Origin of the sequence: Pseudomonas sp. B21-048, from assembly GCF_024748615.1 — a bacterium.
Taxonomy (GTDB): Bacteria; Pseudomonadota; Gammaproteobacteria; order Pseudomonadales; family Pseudomonadaceae; genus Aquipseudomonas.
Genome location: NZ_CP087168.1, coordinates 4,276,543 through 4,298,658, shown reverse-complemented (window position 1 = coordinate 4,298,658; position 22,116 = coordinate 4,276,543). Strand labels below are relative to the sequence as shown.

The 22,116-nt window shown below is 58.9% G+C and carries 18 protein-coding genes; 9 read left to right on the top strand and 9 right to left on the bottom strand.

Annotated features, from left to right (window positions below; translation table 11 throughout):
* The first annotated feature begins 195 nt into the window (after positions 1–195).
* Positions 196–1,044, top strand: coding sequence for a formyltetrahydrofolate deformylase (purU, locus tag LOY56_RS20230; RefSeq protein ID WP_258616784.1), 849 nt, complete (start codon positions 196–198; stop codon positions 1,042–1,044).
* Between the two features lie 83 nt (positions 1,045–1,127).
* Positions 1,128–1,304 carry a hypothetical protein gene (locus LOY56_RS20225; RefSeq protein WP_258616782.1) on the top strand — a complete coding sequence of 59 codons (177 nt, stop codon included), beginning with the start codon at positions 1,128–1,130 and terminating at the stop codon, positions 1,302–1,304.
* A gap of 17 nt (positions 1,305–1,321) precedes the next feature.
* On the opposite strand, the gene LOY56_RS20220 is transcribed toward LOY56_RS20225, so the two are convergent.
* The 4 genes from LOY56_RS20220 to LOY56_RS20205 form a co-directional block, all read right to left on the bottom strand.
* Entirely contained in the window at positions 1,322–2,317 is a 996-nt protein-coding gene (locus LOY56_RS20220; RefSeq protein WP_258616780.1) for a lysylphosphatidylglycerol synthase transmembrane domain-containing protein, read from the bottom strand.
* The gene (locus LOY56_RS20215; protein ID WP_258616779.1) at positions 2,314–3,090 is read right to left on the bottom strand and encodes a DUF2334 domain-containing protein; all 777 of its coding nucleotides are present in this window, start codon (positions 3,088–3,090) and stop codon (positions 2,314–2,316) included. The genes LOY56_RS20220 and LOY56_RS20215 overlap by 4 nt, the downstream gene beginning before the upstream one ends.
* Positions 3,083–4,204 (bottom strand): glycosyltransferase family 1 protein, encoded by a 1,122-nt coding sequence (locus LOY56_RS20210; RefSeq protein WP_258616778.1) that lies wholly within the window; start codon positions 4,202–4,204, stop codon positions 3,083–3,085. Before LOY56_RS20210 ends, LOY56_RS20215 begins: the two co-directional genes overlap by 8 nt.
* Positions 4,205–4,334: 130 nt before the next feature.
* Positions 4,335–6,224, bottom strand: coding sequence for a methyl-accepting chemotaxis protein (locus LOY56_RS20205; protein WP_258616777.1), 1,890 nt, complete (start codon positions 6,222–6,224; stop codon positions 4,335–4,337).
* Positions 6,225–6,398: 174 nt separating this feature from the next.
* Here LOY56_RS20205 and LOY56_RS20200 point away from each other — a divergent pair, with 174 nt between their 5' ends.
* Complete coding sequence (locus tag LOY56_RS20200) at positions 6,399–7,886, top strand: DUF853 domain-containing protein (RefSeq protein ID WP_258616776.1); 1,488 nt, start codon at positions 6,399–6,401, stop codon at positions 7,884–7,886.
* Between the two features lie 147 nt (positions 7,887–8,033).
* On the opposite strand, the gene LOY56_RS20195 is transcribed toward LOY56_RS20200, so the two are convergent.
* Entirely contained in the window at positions 8,034–8,489 is a 456-nt protein-coding gene (locus LOY56_RS20195; protein ID WP_123357942.1) for a DUF721 domain-containing protein, read from the bottom strand.
* A 306-nt stretch (positions 8,490–8,795) separates the two neighbouring features.
* On the opposite strand from LOY56_RS20195, the gene secA reads away from it, so the two are divergent.
* The 4 genes from secA to LOY56_RS20175 all read left to right on the top strand — a co-directional run bounded on the left by secA (position 8,796) and on the right by LOY56_RS20175 (position 14,622).
* Complete coding sequence (secA, locus tag LOY56_RS20190; RefSeq protein WP_258616773.1) at positions 8,796–11,531, top strand: preprotein translocase subunit SecA; 2,736 nt, start codon at positions 8,796–8,798, stop codon at positions 11,529–11,531.
* A gap of 135 nt (positions 11,532–11,666) precedes the next feature.
* Positions 11,667–12,884 (top strand): bifunctional glutamate N-acetyltransferase/amino-acid acetyltransferase ArgJ, encoded by a 1,218-nt coding sequence (gene argJ / locus LOY56_RS20185; protein ID WP_258616772.1) that lies wholly within the window; start codon positions 11,667–11,669, stop codon positions 12,882–12,884.
* Positions 12,885–13,048: 164 nt separating this feature from the next.
* Positions 13,049–13,681: a glutathione S-transferase family protein gene (locus tag LOY56_RS20180; RefSeq protein WP_258616770.1), complete on the top strand. Its 633-nt coding sequence runs from the start codon at positions 13,049–13,051 to the stop codon at positions 13,679–13,681.
* Positions 13,678–14,622 carry a Nudix family hydrolase gene (locus LOY56_RS20175; RefSeq protein WP_258616769.1) on the top strand — a complete coding sequence of 315 codons (945 nt, stop codon included), beginning with the start codon at positions 13,678–13,680 and terminating at the stop codon, positions 14,620–14,622. Before LOY56_RS20180 ends, LOY56_RS20175 begins: the two co-directional genes overlap by 4 nt.
* A gap of 134 nt (positions 14,623–14,756) precedes the next feature.
* Here the strand turns inward: LOY56_RS20175 and LOY56_RS20170 are convergent, their stop codons facing one another.
* From LOY56_RS20170 to LOY56_RS20160, 3 genes are read right to left on the bottom strand one after another with little or no spacing between them, the layout of a single operon-like run.
* Positions 14,757–15,338 (bottom strand): cob(I)yrinic acid a,c-diamide adenosyltransferase, encoded by a 582-nt coding sequence (locus tag LOY56_RS20170; RefSeq protein ID WP_258616768.1) that lies wholly within the window; start codon positions 15,336–15,338, stop codon positions 14,757–14,759.
* 2 nt (positions 15,339–15,340) lie between these two features.
* The gene (locus LOY56_RS20165; RefSeq protein ID WP_258616766.1) at positions 15,341–17,377 is read right to left on the bottom strand and encodes a PAS domain-containing sensor histidine kinase; all 2,037 of its coding nucleotides are present in this window, start codon (positions 17,375–17,377) and stop codon (positions 15,341–15,343) included.
* Positions 17,378–17,422: 45 nt separating this feature from the next.
* Positions 17,423–18,340 (bottom strand): putative 2-dehydropantoate 2-reductase, encoded by a 918-nt coding sequence (locus tag LOY56_RS20160; protein ID WP_258616764.1) that lies wholly within the window; start codon positions 18,338–18,340, stop codon positions 17,423–17,425.
* Between the two features lie 140 nt (positions 18,341–18,480).
* Between LOY56_RS20160 and LOY56_RS20155 the strand changes: the two genes are divergently transcribed.
* Both LOY56_RS20155 and LOY56_RS20150 read left to right on the top strand, forming a co-directional pair.
* A complete protein-coding gene (locus tag LOY56_RS20155) occupies positions 18,481–18,966 on the top strand; it encodes a YajQ family cyclic di-GMP-binding protein (protein WP_007906601.1) in 486 nt (161 codons plus the stop codon).
* 135 nt (positions 18,967–19,101) lie between these two features.
* Positions 19,102–19,944, top strand: a complete 843-nt coding sequence (locus tag LOY56_RS20150) for a mechanosensitive ion channel family protein (protein WP_258616761.1) — start codon at positions 19,102–19,104, stop codon at positions 19,942–19,944.
* Positions 19,945–20,089: 145 nt separating this feature from the next.
* Here the strand turns inward: LOY56_RS20150 and LOY56_RS20145 are convergent, their stop codons facing one another.
* Positions 20,090–21,418 carry an OprD family porin gene (locus LOY56_RS20145; RefSeq protein ID WP_258616758.1) on the bottom strand — a complete coding sequence of 443 codons (1,329 nt, stop codon included), beginning with the start codon at positions 21,416–21,418 and terminating at the stop codon, positions 20,090–20,092.
* Positions 21,419–22,116: the final 698 nt, after the last annotated feature.

The window sequence follows — 22,116 nt, the reverse complement described above, 5'->3', positions numbered from 1 at the left end:
GATAGTTAAATAGGGTCACACATATTCACAGTTGACTTCTTGAGGATGGCCCGCAAGAACACCATCGCATGGGCAGCGTGGTGCTTCCAGAACCTGCGCCAGCCCTGCGTGCAAGGCCGCACGTCATCAATACTGCAGTTTTGCTGCGCAATGGCTAGAATGGCGGCCTTTGCGAAGTTCTGGAGTTTCCCCCTCATGCGCACTTTTCGGCTGGTGATTGCTTGCCCGGACCGCGTCGGCATCGTTGCTAAAGTCAGTAACTTTCTGGCGTCCCATAACGGCTGGATCACTGAAGCGAGCCATCACTCGGATAATCTCAGTGGCTGGTTCTTCATGCGTCACGAAATTCGTGCCGATTCGCTGCCTTTCGGTATCGAAGCCTTTCGCGAAGCGTTTGCACCGATTGCCGAAGAGTTCTCGATGGACTGGCGTATCACCGACACCGAGCAGAAGAAACGCGTGGTGTTGATGGCCAGCCGTGAATCCCACTGCCTGGCTGACTTGCTGCACCGCTGGCACAGCGACGAACTGGACTGTGAAATCGCCTGCGTGATTTCCAACCATGACGATCTGCGCAGCATGGTCGAGTGGCACGGTATTCCTTACTACCATGTACCGGTCAACCCGCAGAACAAGGAGCCGGCCTTCGCCGAAGTCTCGCGGCTGGTCAAACAGCACGACGCCGAAGTGGTGGTACTTGCCCGTTACATGCAGATTCTGCCGCCCGAGTTGTGCCGCGAATATGCGCACAAAGTCATCAATATTCACCACAGCTTCCTGCCGTCGTTCGTCGGCGCCAAGCCGTATCATCAAGCCTCGATGCGTGGGGTGAAGTTGATCGGCGCCACTTGCCACTACGTGACCGAAGAGCTGGATGCCGGCCCGATCATCGAGCAGGACGTGGTGCGCGTCAGCCACAGCGACAGCATTGAAGACATGGTGCGCTTCGGCCGAGACGTCGAAAAAATGGTGTTGGCCCGTGGTCTGCGTTATCACCTGGAAGACCGGGTGCTGGTGCACGGCAACAAAACCGTTGTGTTCTGATAGCCCTATACGGTTGAAATTCGAAGGGCCTGAGCGTTCAATCGCTTCAGGCCCTTCTTCGTTTTTGCACTGAGAACATAACCATGGCCGATCCATTGGACAAAGCCACTTCCAAAGCACCTGCCACAGTGGGTGAGGGCTGTTTGAGTCGCTATGACCCGGATGAACTGAGCCCCGAAGACGGCACGGCGTTCCCCGGTGCGGTCGAGTTGTGGGAGCAGTTGCAGGACGATTCTGACGATAAATTCGGGCAGCCTTGAACAGATTGTTCAGACTTTTAAGCCTGCTTGAACTTCATCAACTTCTTGAGCAATGGCCGCCCGAGCATCAGTAAAAATACCGGGCCACCGACCACCAGATAAAAGTAATAGGTCACTGTTCGCCAGATCAGAATCGCCGCCGCTGCCGTAGATTTCCCCACCATGGGCGCCAGTAGCGCCGCCGACGTCAATTCCGCCGCCCCGGCACCGCCTGGCAACAGGCTGAACTGCCCAGCACTCAGTGACAGCATCTGGATCAGAAAACACCAGGCCCACTGCAAATCCACGCCAAGCCCGAGCAATGCCAGATACAACACGCTATAACGCAAGGCCCAATGCAGGCAGGTCAATGCAAATACCGCGATCAATGTCTGAAAAGGCAACTTCAGTGTGTCAGTGAATGCCGCCAGGAAGTGCAGGAGCTTTCGCGTCCAGCGCATTCGAGTGGTGCTTTTGACATTGAACCGGGCAAGCAACCGACCGCTCAGACGAATCAGCAATCGGTGATAACGAGCCACTAATACGCAACTGAACAACCCGCCGAACATCGAGATGGCGCTGACGGTCAGCAACCATTCCATGCGCTGACTGAGGTGCTGGAACAGTGCATAAATCAGAATCCCGCTCAGCGCGCAGAGAAAAAACAGCAGATCACTCAATTGATCCATGGCGAACACGGCGCTGCCCCTGGCCGGCCGGACGCCGTGACGCGCGAGCAGCGCCATGATGGTCAATGGTCCGCCACTGCCGCCGGGGGTGGCGCAGTAAGCGAATTCGGCGGACATCACCACCCCGAGACTTTTCAGCCGACTTAGCTTGCCGTGCTGATCACCCAGCAACAGGCGCAAACGCAAAGTGTTGAGCATCCAGCAGAGCAGGATCATGCCGAACATGATCAGCAACCACTTCAAGGGAAAGCTTTGCAGCCGAGACCATGTCTCGGCGCCACCCAGCAACGACGGGATGAGCACTGCTGCGAGCAGCGCGATGATCAGCAGAACCCCGCGGCTCATGCGGCGCGACCGGCCTGGTCGCGTTGCCGTGCCAGCCAATGGGCCTTGGTCATCGGCACACGACCCTCGTCGAGCAAACGCTTGAGGGTTTGCAGCCAGTAGTGACGCGAGAATTCATGACGCATGTCCACCGGGTGCAGGCCGAGACGAATGATCGGCGCCTGGCGCCAGCGTTGTTCACGCTGATCGCTGATGATTTTCGACAGGCCTCGACGCCAGGCGCTGCGCGCGCTCCAGACTAGACTCGGGGCATCGATCGCGGTGAAATCCGGCAAACGATACAGGTGTTGTGCGTCGCTGGTGTAGCGCAGCGGTAATTGGCGCAATGCCTGGCAGGTGCCTTCGCTCATCAGCCAGGCCGGCGCGACGAAACCTTCCAATGGCCAGTGGTAACGGTGGAACATCTCGATTCCGGCGCTCAGGCGGGTGAGGGCGGCTTCCTGTGACAAGTTGTAGAACTCGCCTTCATGGGTGTAGATCCGGCGCATGAACCAATCTCGGGGCGTGATGGGAATCGGCCCTTCATCGCAATGAAAGTAACCGTGCAATGCCAATTCGTCACCACGAGCGACACGGCGGCTCAGCAAGCGTCGAAACGGCGGATGTGCGTCCAGGTCGTTATGTTTGTGGAAGTTCGGCACCACTAGCCACGTAATTGGCACTTCGCCCAATGCGTCGACGGCTTCGACGAAGGCTTGGTAATCGGGCCAGGTTGGCGGTGCAACGTCGTGCAGCACCAATAGCAGGCTTCGCTCGTTCATGGGTTCAACCATTGGCGGTCAGCGGCCATTGAGTGCCGAGTACGGCGTGATAATGACCCAACAAGCTGTCGACCACCGTATCCCAGGCGTAATGCCGCTCGACATGACTGCGGGCTTGCTTGCCCAGCACTGCGCTGCCCTGACTGAACAGTTCGCGCACGGCGTTGGCCATCGCCGCTGGATTGTTCGGCGCGCACAGCAGGCCGCATTGATCGGTGACAATTTCCTGAAAAGCCCCGGCCGCCACGGCCACCACCGGAATGCCGCTGGCCATGGCTTCGAGGATCACCAGGCCAAAGGTTTCCTGATCACCGGCATGCACCAGCGCATCGGCACTGGCCATCAGTCGAGCAATTTGTGCCGCTGGGCAAAACTGATCGATGACGGTGACATTGCGCGGCACCAGCGCTGGCATTGACGAGCCCACCAGCAGCAGGTGATAGCGTCGGCCCAGGCGTTTCATGCAATTGAGCAGTACCGGCAGATTTTTTTCCTTGGAACCACGGCCGGCGAAAATCAGCAGGTGAGTGTTTTCATCAATGCCCAACTCGGCCCGCAGGCCTGGGTCCCGTGCATTAGGGGTGAACGTTTGCAGGTCGACCCCCAAGGGCTGCACGAAAACATTCTTCACGCCCAGCGCAATCAGTTTGTCGGCCATGACCTGGCTTGGCGCCAGAACCCGGTCGAAGTTGCCGTAAAGCTTGCTGACATAGGCTTCGACATTCGGTGTAACCCAGTTGCCCATGCGGTTGCTAACCAACAGCGGCAGGTCCGAGTGGTAAAAGCCGATGACCGGCACATCGAGTTGGCGCTTGGCGTCCAAAGCAGCCCAGGCGGTCAGGTAAGGATCACCGACTTCAATCAGGTCGGGCTGCAAGTCCTGCAGAACATTGCGCCAGGGCGCGAGACGGAGAGGAAAACGATACCCCTTGCCGAAGGGAAGGGCAGGGGCCGGAACCGTGTAGATACCATCCAGTTCACTAAAATGAGCCCCGGGAATCAACAGGCTGTGACGAATGCCCGGTTTGATGCCAAGGCGACGGTGTTTGGCATCCAGATAAGTGCGCACGCCACCGCTGGCAGGGGCGTAGAACATGGTTATGTCAGCGATATGCACGATGGACATCCCTCCGGTCCGTTCTCCTTTGATTGACCTATAAGAAGGATAGATGTTCGATTGGGGTTTTGCGGCGAAGCGAAGGGCTTTGGACGGTTGTGTGGCGAGGGAGCAAGCTCCCTCGCCACAGTGTCAGACGCTAGATGCGGAAACTGCCTACCAACTGCTTCAATCGCGAAGCCTGCTGCTCAAGGTCCGAGCACGCCCGCAGTGTTGATTGCAGGTTTTCCACGCCTTCCTGGTTCAACGTGTTGATCTCGGTGATATCCACGTTGATCGACTCAACCACCGCCGTCTGTTCCTCTGTCGCTGTGGCCACTGACTGGTTCATGCCGTCGATTTCGCTAATGCGCAGCGTTACGCTATTCAAGCGTTCACCGGCCAGGTTGGCGATTTCTACGCTGTCCTGACTGTGACGCTGGCTATCGCTCATGGTGCTGACGGATTCGCGGGCGCCGATTTGCAGCTCCTCGATCATGGTTTGCACTTGTTGCGCCGATTCCTGTGTGCGGTGCGCCAGGTTGCGCACCTCGTCGGCCACCACGGCAAAACCGCGCCCGGCTTCACCGGCCCGCGCGGCTTCAATGGCCGCGTTCAGCGCCAGCAGGTTGGTTTGCTGGGAGATGCTGGTGATCACTTCGAGAATCTGCCCGATGTTCACGGTTTTGCTGTTCAGCGATTCGATGTTGGTGCTCGAGGTACTGAGCATGCTCGACAGCTGATTCATCGCGGCAATGCTGCGATCCACCACGTGCTGGCCGTCTTCGGCCAGGCTGCGAGCATCGCTGGCTTGATTCGACGCTTGCGCGGCGTTGCGGGCGATTTCCTGGGCGGCGGCACCGAGCTGGTTGATTGCCGCGGCCACGCTGCTGGTGCGCGAGGCTTGCTGGTCGGAGTTGAACATCGATGAGTTGGACGCTGCGACCACCCGCAAGGCGACTTCATTGACTTGGCCGGTGGCCGAGGACACTTCGCGGATCGAGGTGTGAATACGTTCCACGAAGCGGTTGAACGCCGTGCCAAGGATGCCGAATTCGTCCTGATTCTGGACGGTCAGACGCTTGGTCAAGTCGCCTTCACCGTCGGCGATATCTTCCATGGCGCGGGTCATGATGTGCAGCGGCTGGATCAGGATGCGGATCAGCATTCCCAGCAGGGCGATGATGATCGCCACGGCAATCACGGTCGCGACGACCGCCGAGGCGCGGAATTCGCTGAGCATCGAGAAGGCTTTGTCTTTATCCACCGACAGACCGATGTACCAGCTCACCGATGGCAGGCCTTTGATCGGGGTGAAGGTGACGATACGGGGCTTGCCGTCGACCTCGACTTCACTGATGCCGCCGCTGATGCGTGGAGTATTCTTCGGGTAAGCCTCGCTGAGGGACTTCATCACCATGGATTTGTCCGGATGGACCAGAATCTTGCCGTCGGCGCTGACCAGGAAGGCATAGCCCATGCCGCCGAAGTCACGCGCGGTCAGGGTGTCGATCAGGGTTTGCAGGCTCAAATCACCGCCTACCACCCCCACGCTTTGCCCGGCTTTCTTCGAGGCAGTGGCGATGGAGATGATGGTCTGACCGGTCGCCGCATCTATGTAAGGTTCGGTCAGCGTCGAGCCATTGCTGTTTACCGCGTCTTTGTACCAAGGGCGAACTCTGGGGTCGTAGCCGTCCGGCATCTTGGAGTCCGGGCGGTTGATGAAAGTGCCGCTGGCATCGCCCAGGTACCTGGCCATGAAGGTCGACTCCAGAGCCTTCTGTTCAAGCAGGTTGGCGACGTTGGAGTGTTCGGGGTTGATGGCAATGTTCTGCGCGAGGCCCTCGATCAACAGGATGCGACCTGTCAGCCAGGTCTGAATGTTGTTGGCGGTGACGTCGCCCATCTCATTGAGGTAGTTGTCCAGATCCTCGCGGATGGCATTGCGCTGTAAATAGTCGTTGTACAGTGTGAACGAGGCGAAGGCAGCAATAACGATGAGGGCGGCGGCCAGCAGGATTTTATGACTGAAGCGCAGATTTTTGTTCATGGCTTGGGGTTCCGCTAAGGTCTTATTACTCAGGGCGTGCTTTTATAAAGGCACGCAGAACGGGCAGTGTTGAAATCAAGCTGATATTTGCGTCCTCTCCTTAGGGGAACTACCGACGCTTTTCAGTCTTTTATATCGGCCGTGAAGGATCAAAGATTAACCATGGGTGACAAAATGCCTGACTCATCGCAACTCGTTATCGGCGCTGACCTTGCGGGCCAGTCCATTGCCCAGGCCATGCGTCTGGCGAATCGTCACGGGCTGGTCGCCGGGGCTACCGGGACCGGTAAAACCGTCACCTTGCAGCGCCTGGCCGAAGCCTTCAGCGATGCCGGCGTGGCGGTGTTCGCGGCGGACATCAAAGGCGACCTGTGCGGCCTGGGTGCCGCCGGCAACCCTCAAGGCAAGGTCGCCGAGCGGATCGCCGGGATGCCCTGGCTGAACCATAAGCCTCAGGCGTATCCGGTGACTCTGTGGGACATTCACGGTCAATCTGGTCATCCATTGCGCACTACCTTGAGCGAAATGGGGCCTCTGCTGCTCGGCAGCTTGCTGGAACTGACCGACAGTCAGCAGTCGGCACTCTATGCCGCGTTCAAAGTGGCCGATCGCGAAGGGCTGCTGTTGCTGGATTTGAAGGATTTGAAAGCGCTGCTCAATCATCTGCGCGATAACCCCGAATTATTGGGGGATGACGCCGCGTTGATGACCACCGGCTCCAGTCAAGCGCTGTTGCGCCGTCTGGCGACGCTGGAACAGCAGGGCGCCGAAGCATTGTTCGGCGAGCCGGCGCTGCAACTGGAGGATATGTTGCAACCGGCCGTGGATGGTCGCGGGCGTATTCACTTGCTCGACGCCAGCCGTCTGGTGCACGAAGCGCCGAAGGTCTATGCGACGTTCCTGCTGTGGCTGCTGGCTGAACTGTTCGAGCAACTGCCGGAGCGCGGCGATGCCGAGAAACCGCTGCTGGCGCTATTTTTCGACGAAGCGCACTTGTTGTTCGCCGGTACGCCCAAGGCCTTGCAGGAGCGTCTGGAACAAGTGGTGCGACTGATTCGCTCGAAAGGTGTGGGGGTGTATTTCGTCACTCAATCACCGGGCGATTTGCCGGATGATGTGTTGGCTCAGCTGGGCCTGCGTATTCAGCATGGTTTGCGTGCATTCACCGCCAAAGAGCAGAAATCCCTGCGCGCGGTGGCCGAAGGTTTCCGGCCGAACCCGGCGTTTGACGCCTTGTCGGTGTTGACGGAGTTGGGGATCGGCGAGGCGCTGGTCGGCACCCTGCAAGACAAGGGCACGCCGGGGATGGTCCAGCGTGTATTGGTTGCGCCGCCGCAATCGCGGATCGGGCCGCTGACCGAGACCGAACGCACCGTGCTGATCGCCGGTTCGCCGTTCAAGGGGCGTTACGACAAACCGGTCGATCGCGAATCGGCTTATGAAGTGCTGATGGGGCGTAAAGGACTGGCGCCAGATCCTGAAGTCGCGCCGGGCAAACCTGCACCTCAAGAGCCGAGTTTCACCGAACAGGCCGGGGAATTCCTCGGCACGGCGGCAGGCCAGGCGCTGAAATCGGCGATGCGACAAGCGGCGAATCAATTGGGCCGACAATTGGTGCGCGGGTTGATGGGGTCATTGCTCGGTGGCAGCAAACGCCGATAGCCAGTGGGCAATCAAAATGTGGGGGCTGGCTTGTGGCGAGGGAGCTTGCTCCCGTTGGACTGCGAAGCCGTCCCATTTTGGGGCCGCTTCGCAGCCCGGCGGGAGCAAGCTCCCTCGCCACAGGCCAGCTCCCACATGGGTTCTATGTCACACCTTGGGTTTGGCGTGCGCCGCCAGGCGTTCGAGGGCTGCCCGCAGGTTCGGGTCGGTAATCCCGTCAGCCGTCGCCTGAATGGTTGCCGCCGCATCAGTCGACAAATTTATCGTATGCCCGGCAGCTCCTTGCTGAACGGTAGGCGGCTGAACCTTGAACAGGATCCGCGTCAGGCTGGCGAACTCGTCGAATAGCTGTAACTGCCGTTGCAGACGCTTTTGCTGATAACGCAGGCGGGTGGCCCAGTGGCCGTCGGTGACGATCAGCAATAAACTGCCTTCGCGCCACGACGCTACATGGCAGTGTTCGCGGGCAGCCGGCTGCAACTGACTTTCCACCAGACGTTGTAAATGACCCAGGCGTTGAGCGTGGCCAAAAATGGCTTTCAGCGGTTTGGCTTCGCGAAGCAGAACGGCGGGTGCTCTGGCCGTGAGAGGGCGAAATGCCATGATCAGACACCTGAAGTAACAGAGCGGCCATGGTAACAGAAAGCACCCGCTGCCCCCGACCCATTGCTTTGCGAGCGTTTTACCCATTAAATCAACAAGTAACTTGTGCCCTCGATGGGTTGAAGTTCAGCAAAATGCCCTTATTTTAAGTGAGCCCCGTTACAACGCAGTGCATGCATCGTGGAATAACGCCACTTTCCTCACCATCGTTTCCGGGTAGAATGCTCGTTCGCATGCGGCCATAGGGCTGCACGGGCGACTCTCGGGGCCGCCCTCCATCCCTTTAGTGTGGAAGATCCTGCCGATATGTTTGCGCCTTTGTTAAAGAAACTTTTTGGAAGCAAGAACGAGCGTGAAGTCAAACGCATGCTCAAGACGGTGCAGCTCGTCAATGCCTTCGAAGAGCAAATGGTGGCCCTTTCGGACGATCAATTGCGTGCCAAGACCGACGAGTTCAAGGCCCGCCTCGCCAAAGGGGAAACCCTCGACAAGCTGCTGCCCGAAGCCTTTGCGGTCGCCCGCGAAGCCGGCAAGCGCGTCATGGGTATGCGCCACTTCGATGTCCAGCTGATCGGCGGCATGACCTTGCATGAAGGCATGATCGCGGAAATGCGTACCGGTGAAGGCAAGACCCTGGTGGCAACACTGGGCGTTTACCTCAACGCGCTGTCCGGCAAGGGCGTGCATGTTGTGACGGTGAACGATTACCTGGCCCGCCGTGACGCCAACTGGATGCGTCCGCTCTACGAATTCCTCGGCATGACGGTCGGCGTGGTCACCCCATTCCAGCCGCCGGAAGAGAAGCGCGCCGCTTACGCCGCCGACATCACCTACGGCACCAACAACGAATTCGGTTTCGACTACCTGCGCGACAACATGGCGTTCAGCATGGAAGAAAAATTCCAGCGCGAACTCAACTTTGCCGTGATCGACGAAGTCGACTCCATCCTCATCGACGAAGCCCGTACCCCACTGATCATCTCTGGTCAGGCCGAGGACAGCTCCAAGCTGTACATCGAGATCAACAAACTGATCCCGCAGCTGGAATTGCACGTCGAAGAAGTCGAAGGCGAAGTCACCAAGGCTGGCCACTACACCGTCGACGAGAAGACCCGTCAGGTCGAGCTCAACGAAGCCGGTCACCAGTTCATCGAAGACATGCTGACCCGCGTCGGCCTGCTGGCTGAAGGCGAGAGCCTGTATTCGGCGCATAACCTCGGTCTGCTGACCCACGTTTATGCTGGCCTGCGCGCGCACAAACTGTTCAATCGCAACGTTGAATACATCGTGCAGGACGGTCAGGTCGTGCTGGTCGACGAACACACCGGCCGTACCATGCCGGGTCGCCGTTTGTCCGAAGGCCTGCACCAGGCCATTGAAGCCAAGGAACACCTGAACATTCAGGCCGAGAGCCAGACCCTGGCGTCGACCACGTTCCAGAACTACTTCCGTCTGTACAACAAGCTGTCCGGCATGACCGGTACCGCGGACACCGAAGCGTTCGAATTCCACCAGATCTACGGTCTGCAGGTCATGGTCATCCCGCCGAACAAACCGTTGGCGCGTAAAGATTACAACGACCTGGTGTTCCTGACCGCCGAAGAGAAATACGCGGCGATCATCAACGACATCAAGGAGTGCATGACTCAGGGCCGTCCGGTGCTGGTGGGTACCGCCACCATCGAAACGTCCGAGCACATGTCCAGCCTGCTCGTGAAGGAAGGCATCGAACACAAGGTTCTGAACGCCAAGTTCCACGAAAAAGAAGCCGAAATCATTGCTCAGGCCGGTCGCCCGGGCGCGCTGACCATCGCCACCAACATGGCCGGTCGTGGTACCGACATCCTGTTGGGCGGTAACTGGGAAGTGGAAGTCGCTTCGCTGGAAGACCCGACCCCTGAGCAGATTGCCCAGATCAAGGCCGACTGGCAGAAACGTCACCAGCAAGTGCTGGAGTCGGGCGGCTTGCAGGTGATCGCTTCCGAGCGTCACGAATCGCGCCGTATCGACAACCAGTTGCGTGGTCGTGCCGGTCGTCAGGGCGACGCCGGTTCCAGCCGTTTCTACCTGTCGCTGGAAGACAGCCTGATGCGCATTTTCGCCTCTGACCGGGTGAAGAACTTCATGAAGGCGCTGGGCATGCAGTCCGGTGAGGCGATCGAGCACCGCATGGTGACCAACGCCATCGAGAAAGCTCAGCGCAAGGTTGAAGGCCGTAACTTCGACATTCGTAAACAACTGCTTGAGTTCGACGACGTCAACAACGAACAACGTAAAGTGATCTATCACATGCGTAACAGTTTGTTGGCCGCTGACAACATTGGCGAAACCATCGCCGATTTCCGTCAGGACGTGCTCAACGCAACCGTCAGCGCGCACATTCCACCGCAATCGCTGCCAGAGCAGTGGGACGTGGCCGGTCTGGAAGCGGCGTTGCAGAGCGACTTCGGTGTGGCGTTGCCGATCCAGCAGTGGCTGGACGAAGACGATCACCTGTACGAAGAGACCCTGCGCGAGAAGCTGATGAACGAGCTGATCGCCGCGTACAACGAGAAAGAAGACCAGGCCGGTGCCGAAGCACTGCGCTCCTTCGAGAAGCAAATCGTTCTGCGCGTACTGGACGACCTGTGGAAAGATCACCTGTCGACCATGGATCACCTGCGTCACGGCATCCACTTGCGTGGTTATGCGCAGAAGAACCCGAAGCAGGAATACAAGCGCGAGTCCTTCACCTTGTTCTCCGAGCTGTTGGATTCGATCAAGCGCGATTCGATCCGCGTGCTGTCGCACGTTCAGGTTCGCCGCGAAGACCCGATCGAAGAAGAAGCACGCCTGCGTCAGGAAGCCGAGGCGCTGGCTGCGCGCATGCAGTTCCAGCACGACGAAGCACCTGGCCTGGAGCAACCGGAAGTGTTGGGTGAAGAGGTCGATGTCGCCCTCGCCACCGCACCGGTACGCAACGAGCAGAAGCTGGGCCGTAACGAGCTGTGCTACTGCGGTTCGGGCAAGAAGTACAAGCATTGCCACGGGCAGATCCAGTAAACCCGTTTCATACGCTGAAATACCCGCGCCGCGACCGGCTTATGCCGTCGCGGCGTTTTGCCATTTAAACCACCGCGCCACGTTAAAAGAACGGGGTAATGACGGTGCAGACACTACTTTTTAAGGAGCGCATTCATGGCTGTTGGTCTTGGTCCTTTGCCAACGTTGCACCCGGTTGCCGGTTTTGAACTCGGTATCGCCTCGGCCGGCATCAAGCGCCCGGGGCGCAAGGATGTCGTGGTCATGCGCTGTGCCGAAGGTTCCACAGTGGCGGGCGTGTTCACCCTGAACGCCTTTTGCGCCGCTCCCGTTATCCTGGCCAAACAACGCGTGCAAGGCCCGGTGCGTTACCTGCTGACCAACACCGGCAATGCCAACGCTGGCACCGGCGAGCCGGGCCTGGCAGCCGCCGAGCGCACGTGCGCCAAACTGGCTGAGCTGACCGGTGTCGATGCAAGCCTGGTGCTGCCGTACTCCACCGGTGTGATCGGCGAGCCGCTGCCGGTCGAAAAAATCGAAGGCGCGCTGCAAGCCGCCCTCGACGATCTGTCGGTGAATAACTGGGAAGCCGCCGCTACCGGCATCATGACCACTGACACCCTGCCAAAGGGTGCCAGCCGCCAGTTCCAGCATGATGGCGTGACCATCACCGTCACCGGCATCAGCAAAGGCGCGGGCATGATTCGCCCGAACATGGCGACCATGCTCGGCTACATTGCCACCGACGCCAAAGTCTCCCGCGACGTGCTACAAGACCTGCTGCTGGACGGCGCCAACAAGTCGTTCAACCGCATCACCATCGACGGCGACACCTCGACCAACGACTGCTGCATGCTGATCGCCACCGGTCAGGCAGCACTGCCGGAAATCACCGAAGCGAGCGGCCCGCTGTTCGCTTTGCTGAAACAAGCGGTATTCGAAGTCTGCATGGACGTGGCCCAGGCCATCGTGCGCGACGGCGAAGGCGCGACCAAGTTCGTCACCGTGGAAGTCAACGGCGGCGGCAATCACCAGGAGTGCCTGGACGTCGGTTACACCGTGGCCCACTCGCCGCTGATCAAGACCGCGCTGTTCGCCTCCGACCCGAACTGGGGCCGCATTCTGGCCGCCGTGGGCCGTGCCGGCGTACCGAACCTGGACGTGAGCAAGATCGACGTATTCCTCGGCGACGTGTGCATCGCCAGCCGTGGCGCCCGCTCTGCCACCTACACCGAAGCCCAGGGCGCGGCGGTGATGCAGCAGGAAGAAATCACCATCCGCATCGAGCTGGGTCGCGGTGATTGCAGCGAAACCATCTGGACCACCGACCTGTCCCACGAATACGTGAAGATCAACGCTGAGTACCGTACTTAAGACCGAGTCGACCCTATCGCGAGCAGGCTCGCTCCCCCCGTAGATCTCCAGTGAACACAGATTTTGTGTACGGCAGAAAAACATGTGGGAGCGAGCCTGCTCGCGATGGCGGCCTGTCAGTCGCTAGCTAGACTGGCCTGTTTTCTCATCAAAAGGTCCCGAACATGAGCCTCCACCTGATCATCGGCGACAAACTGTATTCCTCCTGGTCCCTGCGCGCCGCCCTGGCCCTCGACCTGACCGGCGCGTCCTATACCGAAGAACTGATCAAGCTGAACCAACCGAACACTCGCGAGCGCGTGCTCAAGCATTCGCCGACCGGGAAAGTCCCGCTGCTGAAAACCGAACACGGCACCGTCGCCGACTCCCTGGCGATTGCCGAATACCTGGCCGAGCAATTCCCCGATGCCGGCCTCTGGCCCAAAGACACCGCCGCCCGTGCCCAGGCGCGTTCGGCGTGCGCGCAGATGCACAGCGGTTTTTTCGCCATGCGCAGCAATTTGCCGTTCGACCTGAGCCGCGATGCGCCACTGTCGCCGACCCCGCCTGAGGTTCAGGCTGAAATCGAGCGCATGCTGGCGCTGTGGGCTGAATGTCGTGCCGTCGCGACTGAAACCGGCCCGTTCCTGTTTGGCGGTGCGACCCTGGCCGATGCGTTTTTTGCACCGATCGCCGTACGCCTGCGCACCTATCAGGTAAAGCTGCCCGAGGCCGACGCGGCCTATGTCGAAACCATCTACCAATGGCCAGCCTTCAAGGCTTGGCGGAAGGCGGGTCTGGAGGAAATAGAGCGGTGAAACGAGTCCATGTAGCAGCCGCGGTTATCCGCGATAGCAACGGCAAAATCCTCATTGCCCGCCGTGCCGACACCCAGCATCAGGGCGGTTTGTGGGAGTTCCCCGGTGGCAAGGTCGAGGATGACGAATCCGTCGAAACGGCCCTGGCTCGCGAGCTTCACGAAGAGTTGGGCATCGTGGTCAACTCCGCGCGGCCGATGATCAAGGTCCGCCACGATTACCCGGACAAGCAGGTGTTGCTGGATGTCTGGGAAGTCTCGGCATTTACCGGCGAACCCCATGGCGCCGAAGGTCAGCCTTTGGCCTGGGTGGCCGCGCGTGAACTGGTGGACTACGAATTTCCGGCCGCCAACCAGCCGATCGTTGCCGCTGCCCGTTTGCCTGGCGACTACCTGATCACCCCGGAGGGCCTGGAAACCCCGGCCTTGCTGCGCGGTATCCAGAAAGCCATCGCTGGTGGCATCAAGCTGATTCAATTGCGCGCGCCCAACGGCTACGACCCGCAATACCGCGATCTGGCGGTGGACGCGGCGGGGCTGTGTGCGGGCAAGGCGCAGTTGATGATCAAGGGGCCGTTTGAATGGCTGGGGGACTTCCCGTCCGCCGGTTGGCACATCACGTCGGCACAGTTGCGCAAGTACGCGGCGGCCGGGCGACCGCTGCCGGCGTCGCGATGGTTGGCGGCGTCTTGCCACAATGCTGAGGAACTGGCGCTGGCCGAGCAGATGGGCGTGGACTTCGTGACCCTGTCGCCGGTACAGCCGACGCAGACTCATCCGGATGCGTTGCCATTGGGTTGGGAGCAGGCTTCGAGCTTGATCGAGGGCTTCAGCAAGCCGGTGTTCTTGCTCGGTGGGGTTGGCCCGGCAGAGCGGCAGAAGGCTTGGGAGGCGGGGGCACAGGGTGTGGCGGGGATTCGGGCGTTCTGGCCTGAAGCCTGATTCTGCGGTGTAGCTGCTGGCGCCATCGCGGGCAAGCCCGCTCCCACAGTGGTTCGTAGTGGACACAGATTTGTGTACGACGCTGAACCCTGTGGGAGCGGGCTTGCCCGCGATGGCGTCTTCAGACGCGCCGACTAAACTTGGGGTTTCGCTGCCGCTTGCCACAAAACCTCGGCAATCCCCTGACGCTTGGCAATCAACCGTGCCGCCACAAACAACAAGTCCGACAACCGATTGATGTACGCCAGGCCAACCCCGGCCAGCGGCTCGATTGCATTCAACTGCTGACAGCGCCGCTCGGCACTGCGCGCCAGGCAGCGGCATACGTGGGCCTGGGCGATCAGCGCCGAACCGCCGGGCAGAATGAAATTCTCCAGCGGCCCCAACTCTTCATTCCACACATCGATCGCCGCTTCCAGGCGCTCGACTTCTGCCGTGTTCAGTGCCTGATAAACCGGCATCGCCAGTTCACCGCCCAAGTCGAACAACCGATGTTGGCAGGGCGCCAACACCTCGATCACTTCGTTCAACCCCGGGTAGGTATCACTTTGCGCCGCCAACCCGGCCAACAGCACACCCACCTGGCTGTTCAATGTATCGACTTCGCCAATGGCTTCGATTCGCGGATGGTCCTTGGGCACCCGGCGGCCATCGCCGAGCCCGGTTTCGCCTTTGTCGCCAGTGCGGGTGTAAATCTTCGACAAGCGAAAGCCCATGGTTACCTCGACAGCTGATTGAGTTCTTGAGAGACCACCGGCGTGCCCGACAACGGCAGGCGCAAGGTGAAACAGGTACCTTGGCCCGGCGTCGATTGCACTTCCATCTGGCCTTTGTGGTTGTTGGTGATGATGAAATACGAAACCGAGAGCCCAAGGCCAGTGCCCTGACCGATTTCCTTGGTGGTGAAGAACGGCTCGAATGTGCGTTTGCGCACGCTCTCGCTCATGCCGATGCCGTTGTCCTCGACCTGAATTTCCGCCCATGGCGGATTCAGTTTGGTGCGCAGAATGATCCGCCCCGGTTCGCGGTCGTCCGGGCGCTGGTGAATGGCTTGCGCGGCGTTTTTCAGCAGATTGAGCAGCACTTGTTCCAGTTCGTTGGCGGTGCCGGGCACCGGGCCCAGTGCCGGATCGAACTGCCGAATAATCGCCTGACCCTTGAAGTCGAAACCGATAGCGAGGTCGAAGTCGTTGCCGGCGATTTCCACCGCTTGATCGATCAGCGCCGGCAAATCGCACGGGGCCATCTGCCGGGTACTGCGGCGGCTGAAGCTGAGCATGTGCGTCACGATTTTTGCCGCCCGGGCGCCGGCCTGTTGAATGCCATCGAGTAATTGCGGCACTTCACGTGCTTGTAAGTACCGATTGACCGTTTCCAGCTCGATGCCGAGTTGCTCGGCCTGTTCGAGGTTTTTTGGCAGTTCGGGTGACAGGCGTCGACGAATGTTCTGCACGTTGTGCAGGATCGCGCCCAACGGATTATTGATCTCGTGGGCCATGCCGGCGGCGAGGCCACCGACCGAGAGCATTTTTTCCGACTGCACCATCATTTCTTCCAGGGACAAACGCTGAGTGATGTCGTCGATCCGGATCACCACGCCACGTCCGGCGCCGCCCATCAGCGGGTAGAACGTCAGGGCGTAATGCCTGGGTTCATCGTCCTTGAGCCAGGTGACGCGTTCAATCTTGGCCACCGTATGCTGTTCGACGGTTTGCCTGAGCTGCGGCAGGAACGGTTTGAGCGGCTCGAAGGCGAGGAAGATCGGCTGGTTCAAGGCTTCGTCCAGGCGCGTGCCGGACAGGGCGCTGGCTTCCTGATTCCACTGGGTCACGTAGAGTTGCTCGTCGAGGGCGATCAGTGCCGACGGCATGGAGTCGATGATGCTGTTGAGGTAGTTCTGGAAACCGGTGAGTTTCTTTTCGATCTTGCTGCGCACCTGAACTTCCAGTTCCAGCTTGCGGTTGGTGTGACGGGTTTCTTCGGCCAGCCCCTGAGCCTGGTCATAAGCGGCCTGGGAATCATCGCGGGCGCGCTTGAGCTGCTGCTCCCGGGCCTCGATGCGCGAGAGCATGGTGTTGAACGCTTCGGCGAGGCTGCCGATTTCGTCGTGGTTGCCGCGAGAGGCGCGCAGGGCGTAGTTCTCTTCCCGGGTCACTTGGCGGGACAATTCTTCGAGCTGATGGATCGGCCGGGTAATCAGGCGTTTGATCTGCCGGGCGATCACCAGCCATAACAGCACGCTGAAGATCAGAATCCCCAGGCTGGCGGTCAGGGTTCCGGTGTAGAACGCCATCGGCAATTCGCTGCTGGCCACCAGCAGCAAGTGCCCCGGCGCGGTGCCAGGGCGGGGCAGGGTGATCACTTGATTGCTGCGAAACTCCAGGGCTTGCCAGGCTTCGAGGTGACGGAAATGCTCCGGCAAGTTCAGCTTGTCGCCATGCTGCAACTGCGCCAGACGCACACCCTTGCCGTCATAGAGGGCCGCCGCACGCAGGGGTGTATAGCTGTTGAGTTCATTGAGCAGGCGTTCGGCGGTTTGCGGTGACTTCAGGGCTTCAGAGACCAGGCTTGGGTTGGACACCAGTCGGCCAATAGTCTGCAAGGCCTGGGGCGCCATGCTTTCCTGGGAGATGTAATAGGCGGCGCTGATAAAGGTCAGGTTGGCGACCAGCAAAACGGTGGTCAACAGCACCAGCAGGGCGGCCAGCAGTTTCTGGCCGACTGGAAGGTTTTCAAGGCGCTGGCGCAATGGCATCAGGTTCATCGCTGAAAAGGAACAAGTGGCCAGCGTAGCCGCTGCTCAGTCGCTGGGCAATCCAAGGCTGTGCAGATGGACGATCAAGCGCTGCTGCAATTGATCGAGGTGGGGCAGGTTTAACTGATGCCGCGACGCGACTTTGCAGGCATGACCCAACAGGTAGCTGATTTCGGTGCGGCGTTGATTCGCCACGTCCTGATACATCGAGGAGAAATTGGCCGCGGTGGCCTGGATCACCCGTTCGACTTCCTCCTGGAGGTTTTCCGCCGCTGCCGGCTGACCGCAGCGCTCCAGCAGTTCGGTGAGCTCGGCGCACAGGGTGGCGACTTCGCAATGATGTTGCTGCAAACCGCCGTTGCGGCATTCGTGCAGCACGGTCAGCGGGTTGATCGCACAATTGAGCGCCAGTTTTCGCCACAGCCTTGTGAGGATGTCGGTGCTCCACTCATGGGGAATGCCGGCGGCGCTCAACTCCTCCAGCCAGATCGGCGCCACCGGGTGGCCAGCATCCCCCAGCCAGGTGTAGCCATGACCGGCGAACACCACACGCCAGTCGCCATCGCGAAACGCGCCTTCAGTGCTGGAGGCGAAGATGCAGCGCGCCTGAGGCACCTGTGCGGCAACCGCGTCCTGACTGCCGAGGCCGTTCTGCAACAGTATCAGTTCGGCGTCGGGTGTCAGACGGTGTGCTAGCCGGACCACGGCTTCTTCGGCGTCGTAGGCTTTGCAGGCCACCAGCAAACGGCTGATGGGCTCGTCGCTGTCAGCCGTTTGCGCGGGCACGGCATAGGTTTTTGCTTCGCTGTGCTCCACGAGCGTGAGCCCGCCCGTCGCCTGATAGGCCAGCAAGCGCGCCGCGTCCCGCACGATCAGCCTGACCGGCACATCGGCCCGCGCCAGACGTGTGGCCCAAAGGGTGCCGAGACTCCCGCCGCCCAAAACATGCCAAGGGGTGGACATCAGTTTTTTGCTCGGTTTATCGCTGGCATGTGAGGCTCGCCGTATCGGTTGGAAAAGACCCGTTATAATGAGCCCGATTTTAACCGCAAGCCAAGCGCGCTCCATCGTTATCGAGCGCGCCTTTTTACTGGAGAGATTACATGCCGTCGTTCGACGTGGTATCCGAACTGGACAAACACGAAGTCACCAACGCGGTCGAGAACGCCGTCAAGGAACTCGATCGTCGCTATGACCTGAAAGGCAAAGGCACCTTCGAGTTCAAGGAAAAGGACCTGACCGTCAACCTGACCGCGGAAGCCGATTTCCAGCTCGAAGCGATGATCGAGATCCTCAAGCTGGCCCTGGTCAAGCGCAAGATCGACGTGCAGTGCCTCGAGGTCAAGGACGCCTACGCGTCGGGCAAGTTGATGAAGCAGGAAGCGGTCCTCAAGGAAGGCATCGACAAAGAGCTGGCGAAGAAAATCGTCGCTCACGTCAAAGACGCCAAGCTCAAGGTCCAGGCGGCCATTCAGGGCGAGCAGGTGCGCATCACCGGCAAGAAGCGTGACGATTTGCAGGAAGCGATTGCCGCCCTGCGCGCCAAGACGTTCGACATGCCGCTGCAGTTCAATAACTTCCGCGACTGACTTTTCAAGCGGGAACCTCTCGGCGCTTTCGACGTCCGAGGCCCAAGCAACGGCAGAAATGATCGAGCCTCAGGTGTTCGGTCTTTCTGCCGCTAATTTTTGCGTGCCGGGTAGCCGGAAATCAGGAGAAAGAAGATGGATTTGAATGCTGAAGTGGACAACCTGGTCAAGGCATCCCAAGCCTGGATTCCGATGATCATGGAATACGGTAGCCGTGTGCTGTTGGCGGTGATTACCCTGGCCATCGGATGGTGGCTGATCAGCAAAGTTGCGCAAAAACTCGGCGGCCTGCTGGCATTACGTAATGCCGACCTGGCGCTGCAAGGCTTCATCAGCAGCCTGGCGAATATCATCCTCAAGGTTCTGCTGATCGTCAGCGTGGCGTCGATGATCGGTGTGGAAACCACTTCGTTCGTTGCGGCCATCGGTGCCGCTGGCTTGGCGATCGGCCTGGCTTTGCAGGGTAGCCTGGCGAATTTCGCCGGCGGCGTGCTGATTCTGTTGTTCCGCCCGTTCCGTATCGGTGACTGGATCGAAGCCCAAGGCGTTGCGGGTACTGTCGACAGCATCCAGATCTTCCACACCGTACTGCGCACCGGCGATAACAAAACCATCATCGTGCCTAACGGTAATCTGTCGAATGGCATCATCACTAACACCAACCGTCAAACGACACGCAAAGTAGTGTTTGATGTCGGTGTGGATTGCCACGCGGATCTGCAAAAGGCCCGTGAAGTGTTGCTGGAACTGGCCAGGGATGAGCGGGTGTTGGCTGACCCGGCACCGGAAGCGGTCATTTCCATGTTGGGCGAAAGCTCGATCACTGTTTCGCTGCGAGTGTGGGTCAAGACCGCTGATTACTGGAATGTGCTGTTCATGTTTAACGAGCACGCCCGTGATCGTTTGAAAGCAGCAGGAATCGATATTCCGTTTCCGCAGCGGGTTATTCGAGTGGTTCAGGAATCGGCAACGGTGTAAGGATCGGTCTTTCGATTCATATTTGACCTTTCGGTCAGACTTGTTTTGCAAGAGCCCGATTTGTTAAACACAATGCTGTAGTCAATAAAAAAGGCCCATCCGAAGATGGGCCTTTTTTTGATTACCGCGAACTAGCTAACGGCAATTACAAAATCGACAGCGGGTAGTCGACGATCAGACGGAACTCTTTGATATCGCCTTCGCCTTGGTCGCCATTAGCGAAGTGCCATGCTTGACGAACGCGGAAGGAAAGATCTTTTGCCGGGCCAGACTGAACAACGTACTTGGCTTCCAGGTTGGTTTCGTTGTGCTTGCCATCTTCACCGTACAGGCCGGCGTAAGCACTGCCTGTTGGAGTGTTGCTGCCGTCGATGTCCCAACCTTTTACGTAACGGGTCATGAAGCTCAGACCTGGAACGCCGTACTCAGCCATTTTCAGGTCATAACGAACCTGGGCAGACTTCTCGTTAGGGCCGTTGAAGTCAGAGTACTGGATGGAGTTGGCGAGGAAGATCGAGTCGCCGCCGCGGTTGTTGTCACCCACGCCGATGTAGTCGAACGGGACGTCGCCGTTAACTTTCTGGAAGGCCACGGTAACGGTGTGTGCTTTCAGGAACGAGTAAGCAGCAGCCAGCGAGAACGTGGTGTTGCTGATCTCGCCTGCTTTGGCGGAACCGGTATCTTGGGTGTTGTAGATGTTACCGTCCAGGTTAATCGACTGATCGCTACCCATTGGGATGGTGTAGTTCAGGTTCGCGTAGTACTGGTTCCAGATGTCTTCCAGCTGGGCGCCGTACAACGATGCGCTGAGGTTGTCGGTGAATGCGTACTTGCCGCCAGCATAGTCTGCGTTGTCAGCGGTAACGCCGGCGTAGTTCGCCCACAGTTCGCCATCGCTGTTCATCTCATCCTGGCTGGAGGCCGAGTAGAAGTGACCGGCTTCCAGGTCCAGGTTCTTGATTTCGCTGCTCTGCAGTTGGAAACCGGTAGCGGTTTGAGGCACCAGACGGGAACCGCCGATAGCGAATACTGGAGAGGTGCTTGGCTGCATCTCACCGAACTTCAGTTCAGTTTTGGAGACGCGAACTTTAACGGCGGCACCGGCTTTGCCGAAGTCGTCGTGGTTGCGGCCTTGGGAGTCGCGGCTCAGGTTACCCGAACCAGTTGTGCCGTCGCCACCGTCCAGTTTGATCCCCAGATAACCGAATGCATCAACGCCGACGCCTACGGTACCTTGGGTGTAACCGGAGCTGAGATTGGCCCAGAAGCCCTGTGTCCAGTCTTTCTGGTCGCTTGCGCCGTCTCTGCGGTCACGGTTGAAGTAATAGTTGCGAAGCAGCAAGTCGAACTTGGCGTCTTCAACAAAACCTTTGGCTTCAGCCTGGTCACTTACGAAAGGTGCGGCCGTAGCCATTTGAGTACTGGCTGCTGCTGCAACTGCCAGTGCGATCATGCTCCACTTCATCACGCGCATCGTGATTTGCTCCTTTGGTTTTTAGAAGAGTTACTGCCGTCCCACCTGTTTTATTATCCGGGCGGCTCTTTCTTTTTGTGTCGGCGCAAACTTATATCACGCTGACCTTGTTAGCGATACTTGCGCATCTAACCTTTCAGCTTCTTTACGACCCTGTCGCAAATGGCTGGGTAGGTGTCGCAAATTCACAACTCCGATGCAGCCGGATTGACAACTTCAGGGCTGTTTTCCAGAGCTTGAGCATCGGTAAAAAAGAGTCCTTGGTCCTGCACTTGAATCTCCATCGGGCAATCCTGCCACTGTTTTTATTGGCCTGAAGCGCTCCACTTCCAGCGGAGCGCTTATAGACGATACGGGTGTGAATGCAACAAGCGTGCACAAATTGGAATTCTGTTGCTGTTTTTTTTCAAAGATTTGCCTGCTGCTGTAAAAACCTCATAAACCCGGGGGGTTCAAGCTCGTTTTACTTGAGCTTGACGCCATGCTTCGCATCATGGTTACCACATCGAACCAGCGGGGGTGACAACCAAAAACGTTACCGGTTCACCCCGCCAGTGAGTAGTTGGCGGATGCTGACGCACTGAGCGTAGACGCGTTGTGCGGTTTTGGTGCAGAAAATTTCATTTCCTGTACTGAATTCACACACTGTCGCTGTGTCGTGGATTCAAACAGGTGACGGCTGGTTCTGTCGTGGTGCA

Coding starts and splice junctions, on each gene's coding strand:
- LOY56_RS20195 (WP_123357942.1), bottom strand. CDS start 8,489: ATGGCATTTCGCCCTCTCACGGCCAGAGCACCCGCCGTTCTGCTTCGC.
- LOY56_RS20150 (WP_258616761.1), top strand. CDS start 19,102: ATGGATTTGAATGCTGAAGTGGACAACCTGGTCAAGGCATCCCAAGCC.
- LOY56_RS20210 (WP_258616778.1), bottom strand. CDS start 4,204: ATGTCCATCGTGCATATCGCTGACATAACCATGTTCTACGCCCCTGCC.
- LOY56_RS20225 (WP_258616782.1), top strand. CDS start 1,128: ATGGCCGATCCATTGGACAAAGCCACTTCCAAAGCACCTGCCACAGTG.
- LOY56_RS20200 (WP_258616776.1), top strand. CDS start 6,399: ATGCCTGACTCATCGCAACTCGTTATCGGCGCTGACCTTGCGGGCCAG.
- secA (WP_258616773.1), top strand. CDS start 8,796: ATGTTTGCGCCTTTGTTAAAGAAACTTTTTGGAAGCAAGAACGAGCGT.
- LOY56_RS20220 (WP_258616780.1), bottom strand. CDS start 2,317: ATGAGCCGCGGGGTTCTGCTGATCATCGCGCTGCTCGCAGCAGTGCTC.
- LOY56_RS20155 (WP_007906601.1), top strand. CDS start 18,481: ATGCCGTCGTTCGACGTGGTATCCGAACTGGACAAACACGAAGTCACC.
- LOY56_RS20205 (WP_258616777.1), bottom strand. CDS start 6,224: ATGAACAAAAATCTGCGCTTCAGTCATAAAATCCTGCTGGCCGCCGCC.
- LOY56_RS20165 (WP_258616766.1), bottom strand. CDS start 17,377: ATGCCATTGCGCCAGCGCCTTGAAAACCTTCCAGTCGGCCAGAAACTG.
- argJ (WP_258616772.1), top strand. CDS start 11,667: ATGGCTGTTGGTCTTGGTCCTTTGCCAACGTTGCACCCGGTTGCCGGT.
- purU (WP_258616784.1), top strand. CDS start 196: ATGCGCACTTTTCGGCTGGTGATTGCTTGCCCGGACCGCGTCGGCATC.
- LOY56_RS20170 (WP_258616768.1), bottom strand. CDS start 15,338: ATGGGCTTTCGCTTGTCGAAGATTTACACCCGCACTGGCGACAAAGGC.
- LOY56_RS20180 (WP_258616770.1), top strand. CDS start 13,049: ATGAGCCTCCACCTGATCATCGGCGACAAACTGTATTCCTCCTGGTCC.
- LOY56_RS20145 (WP_258616758.1), bottom strand. CDS start 21,418: ATGCGCGTGATGAAGTGGAGCATGATCGCACTGGCAGTTGCAGCAGCA.
- LOY56_RS20160 (WP_258616764.1), bottom strand. CDS start 18,340: ATGTCCACCCCTTGGCATGTTTTGGGCGGCGGGAGTCTCGGCACCCTT.
- LOY56_RS20215 (WP_258616779.1), bottom strand. CDS start 3,090: ATGGTTGAACCCATGAACGAGCGAAGCCTGCTATTGGTGCTGCACGAC.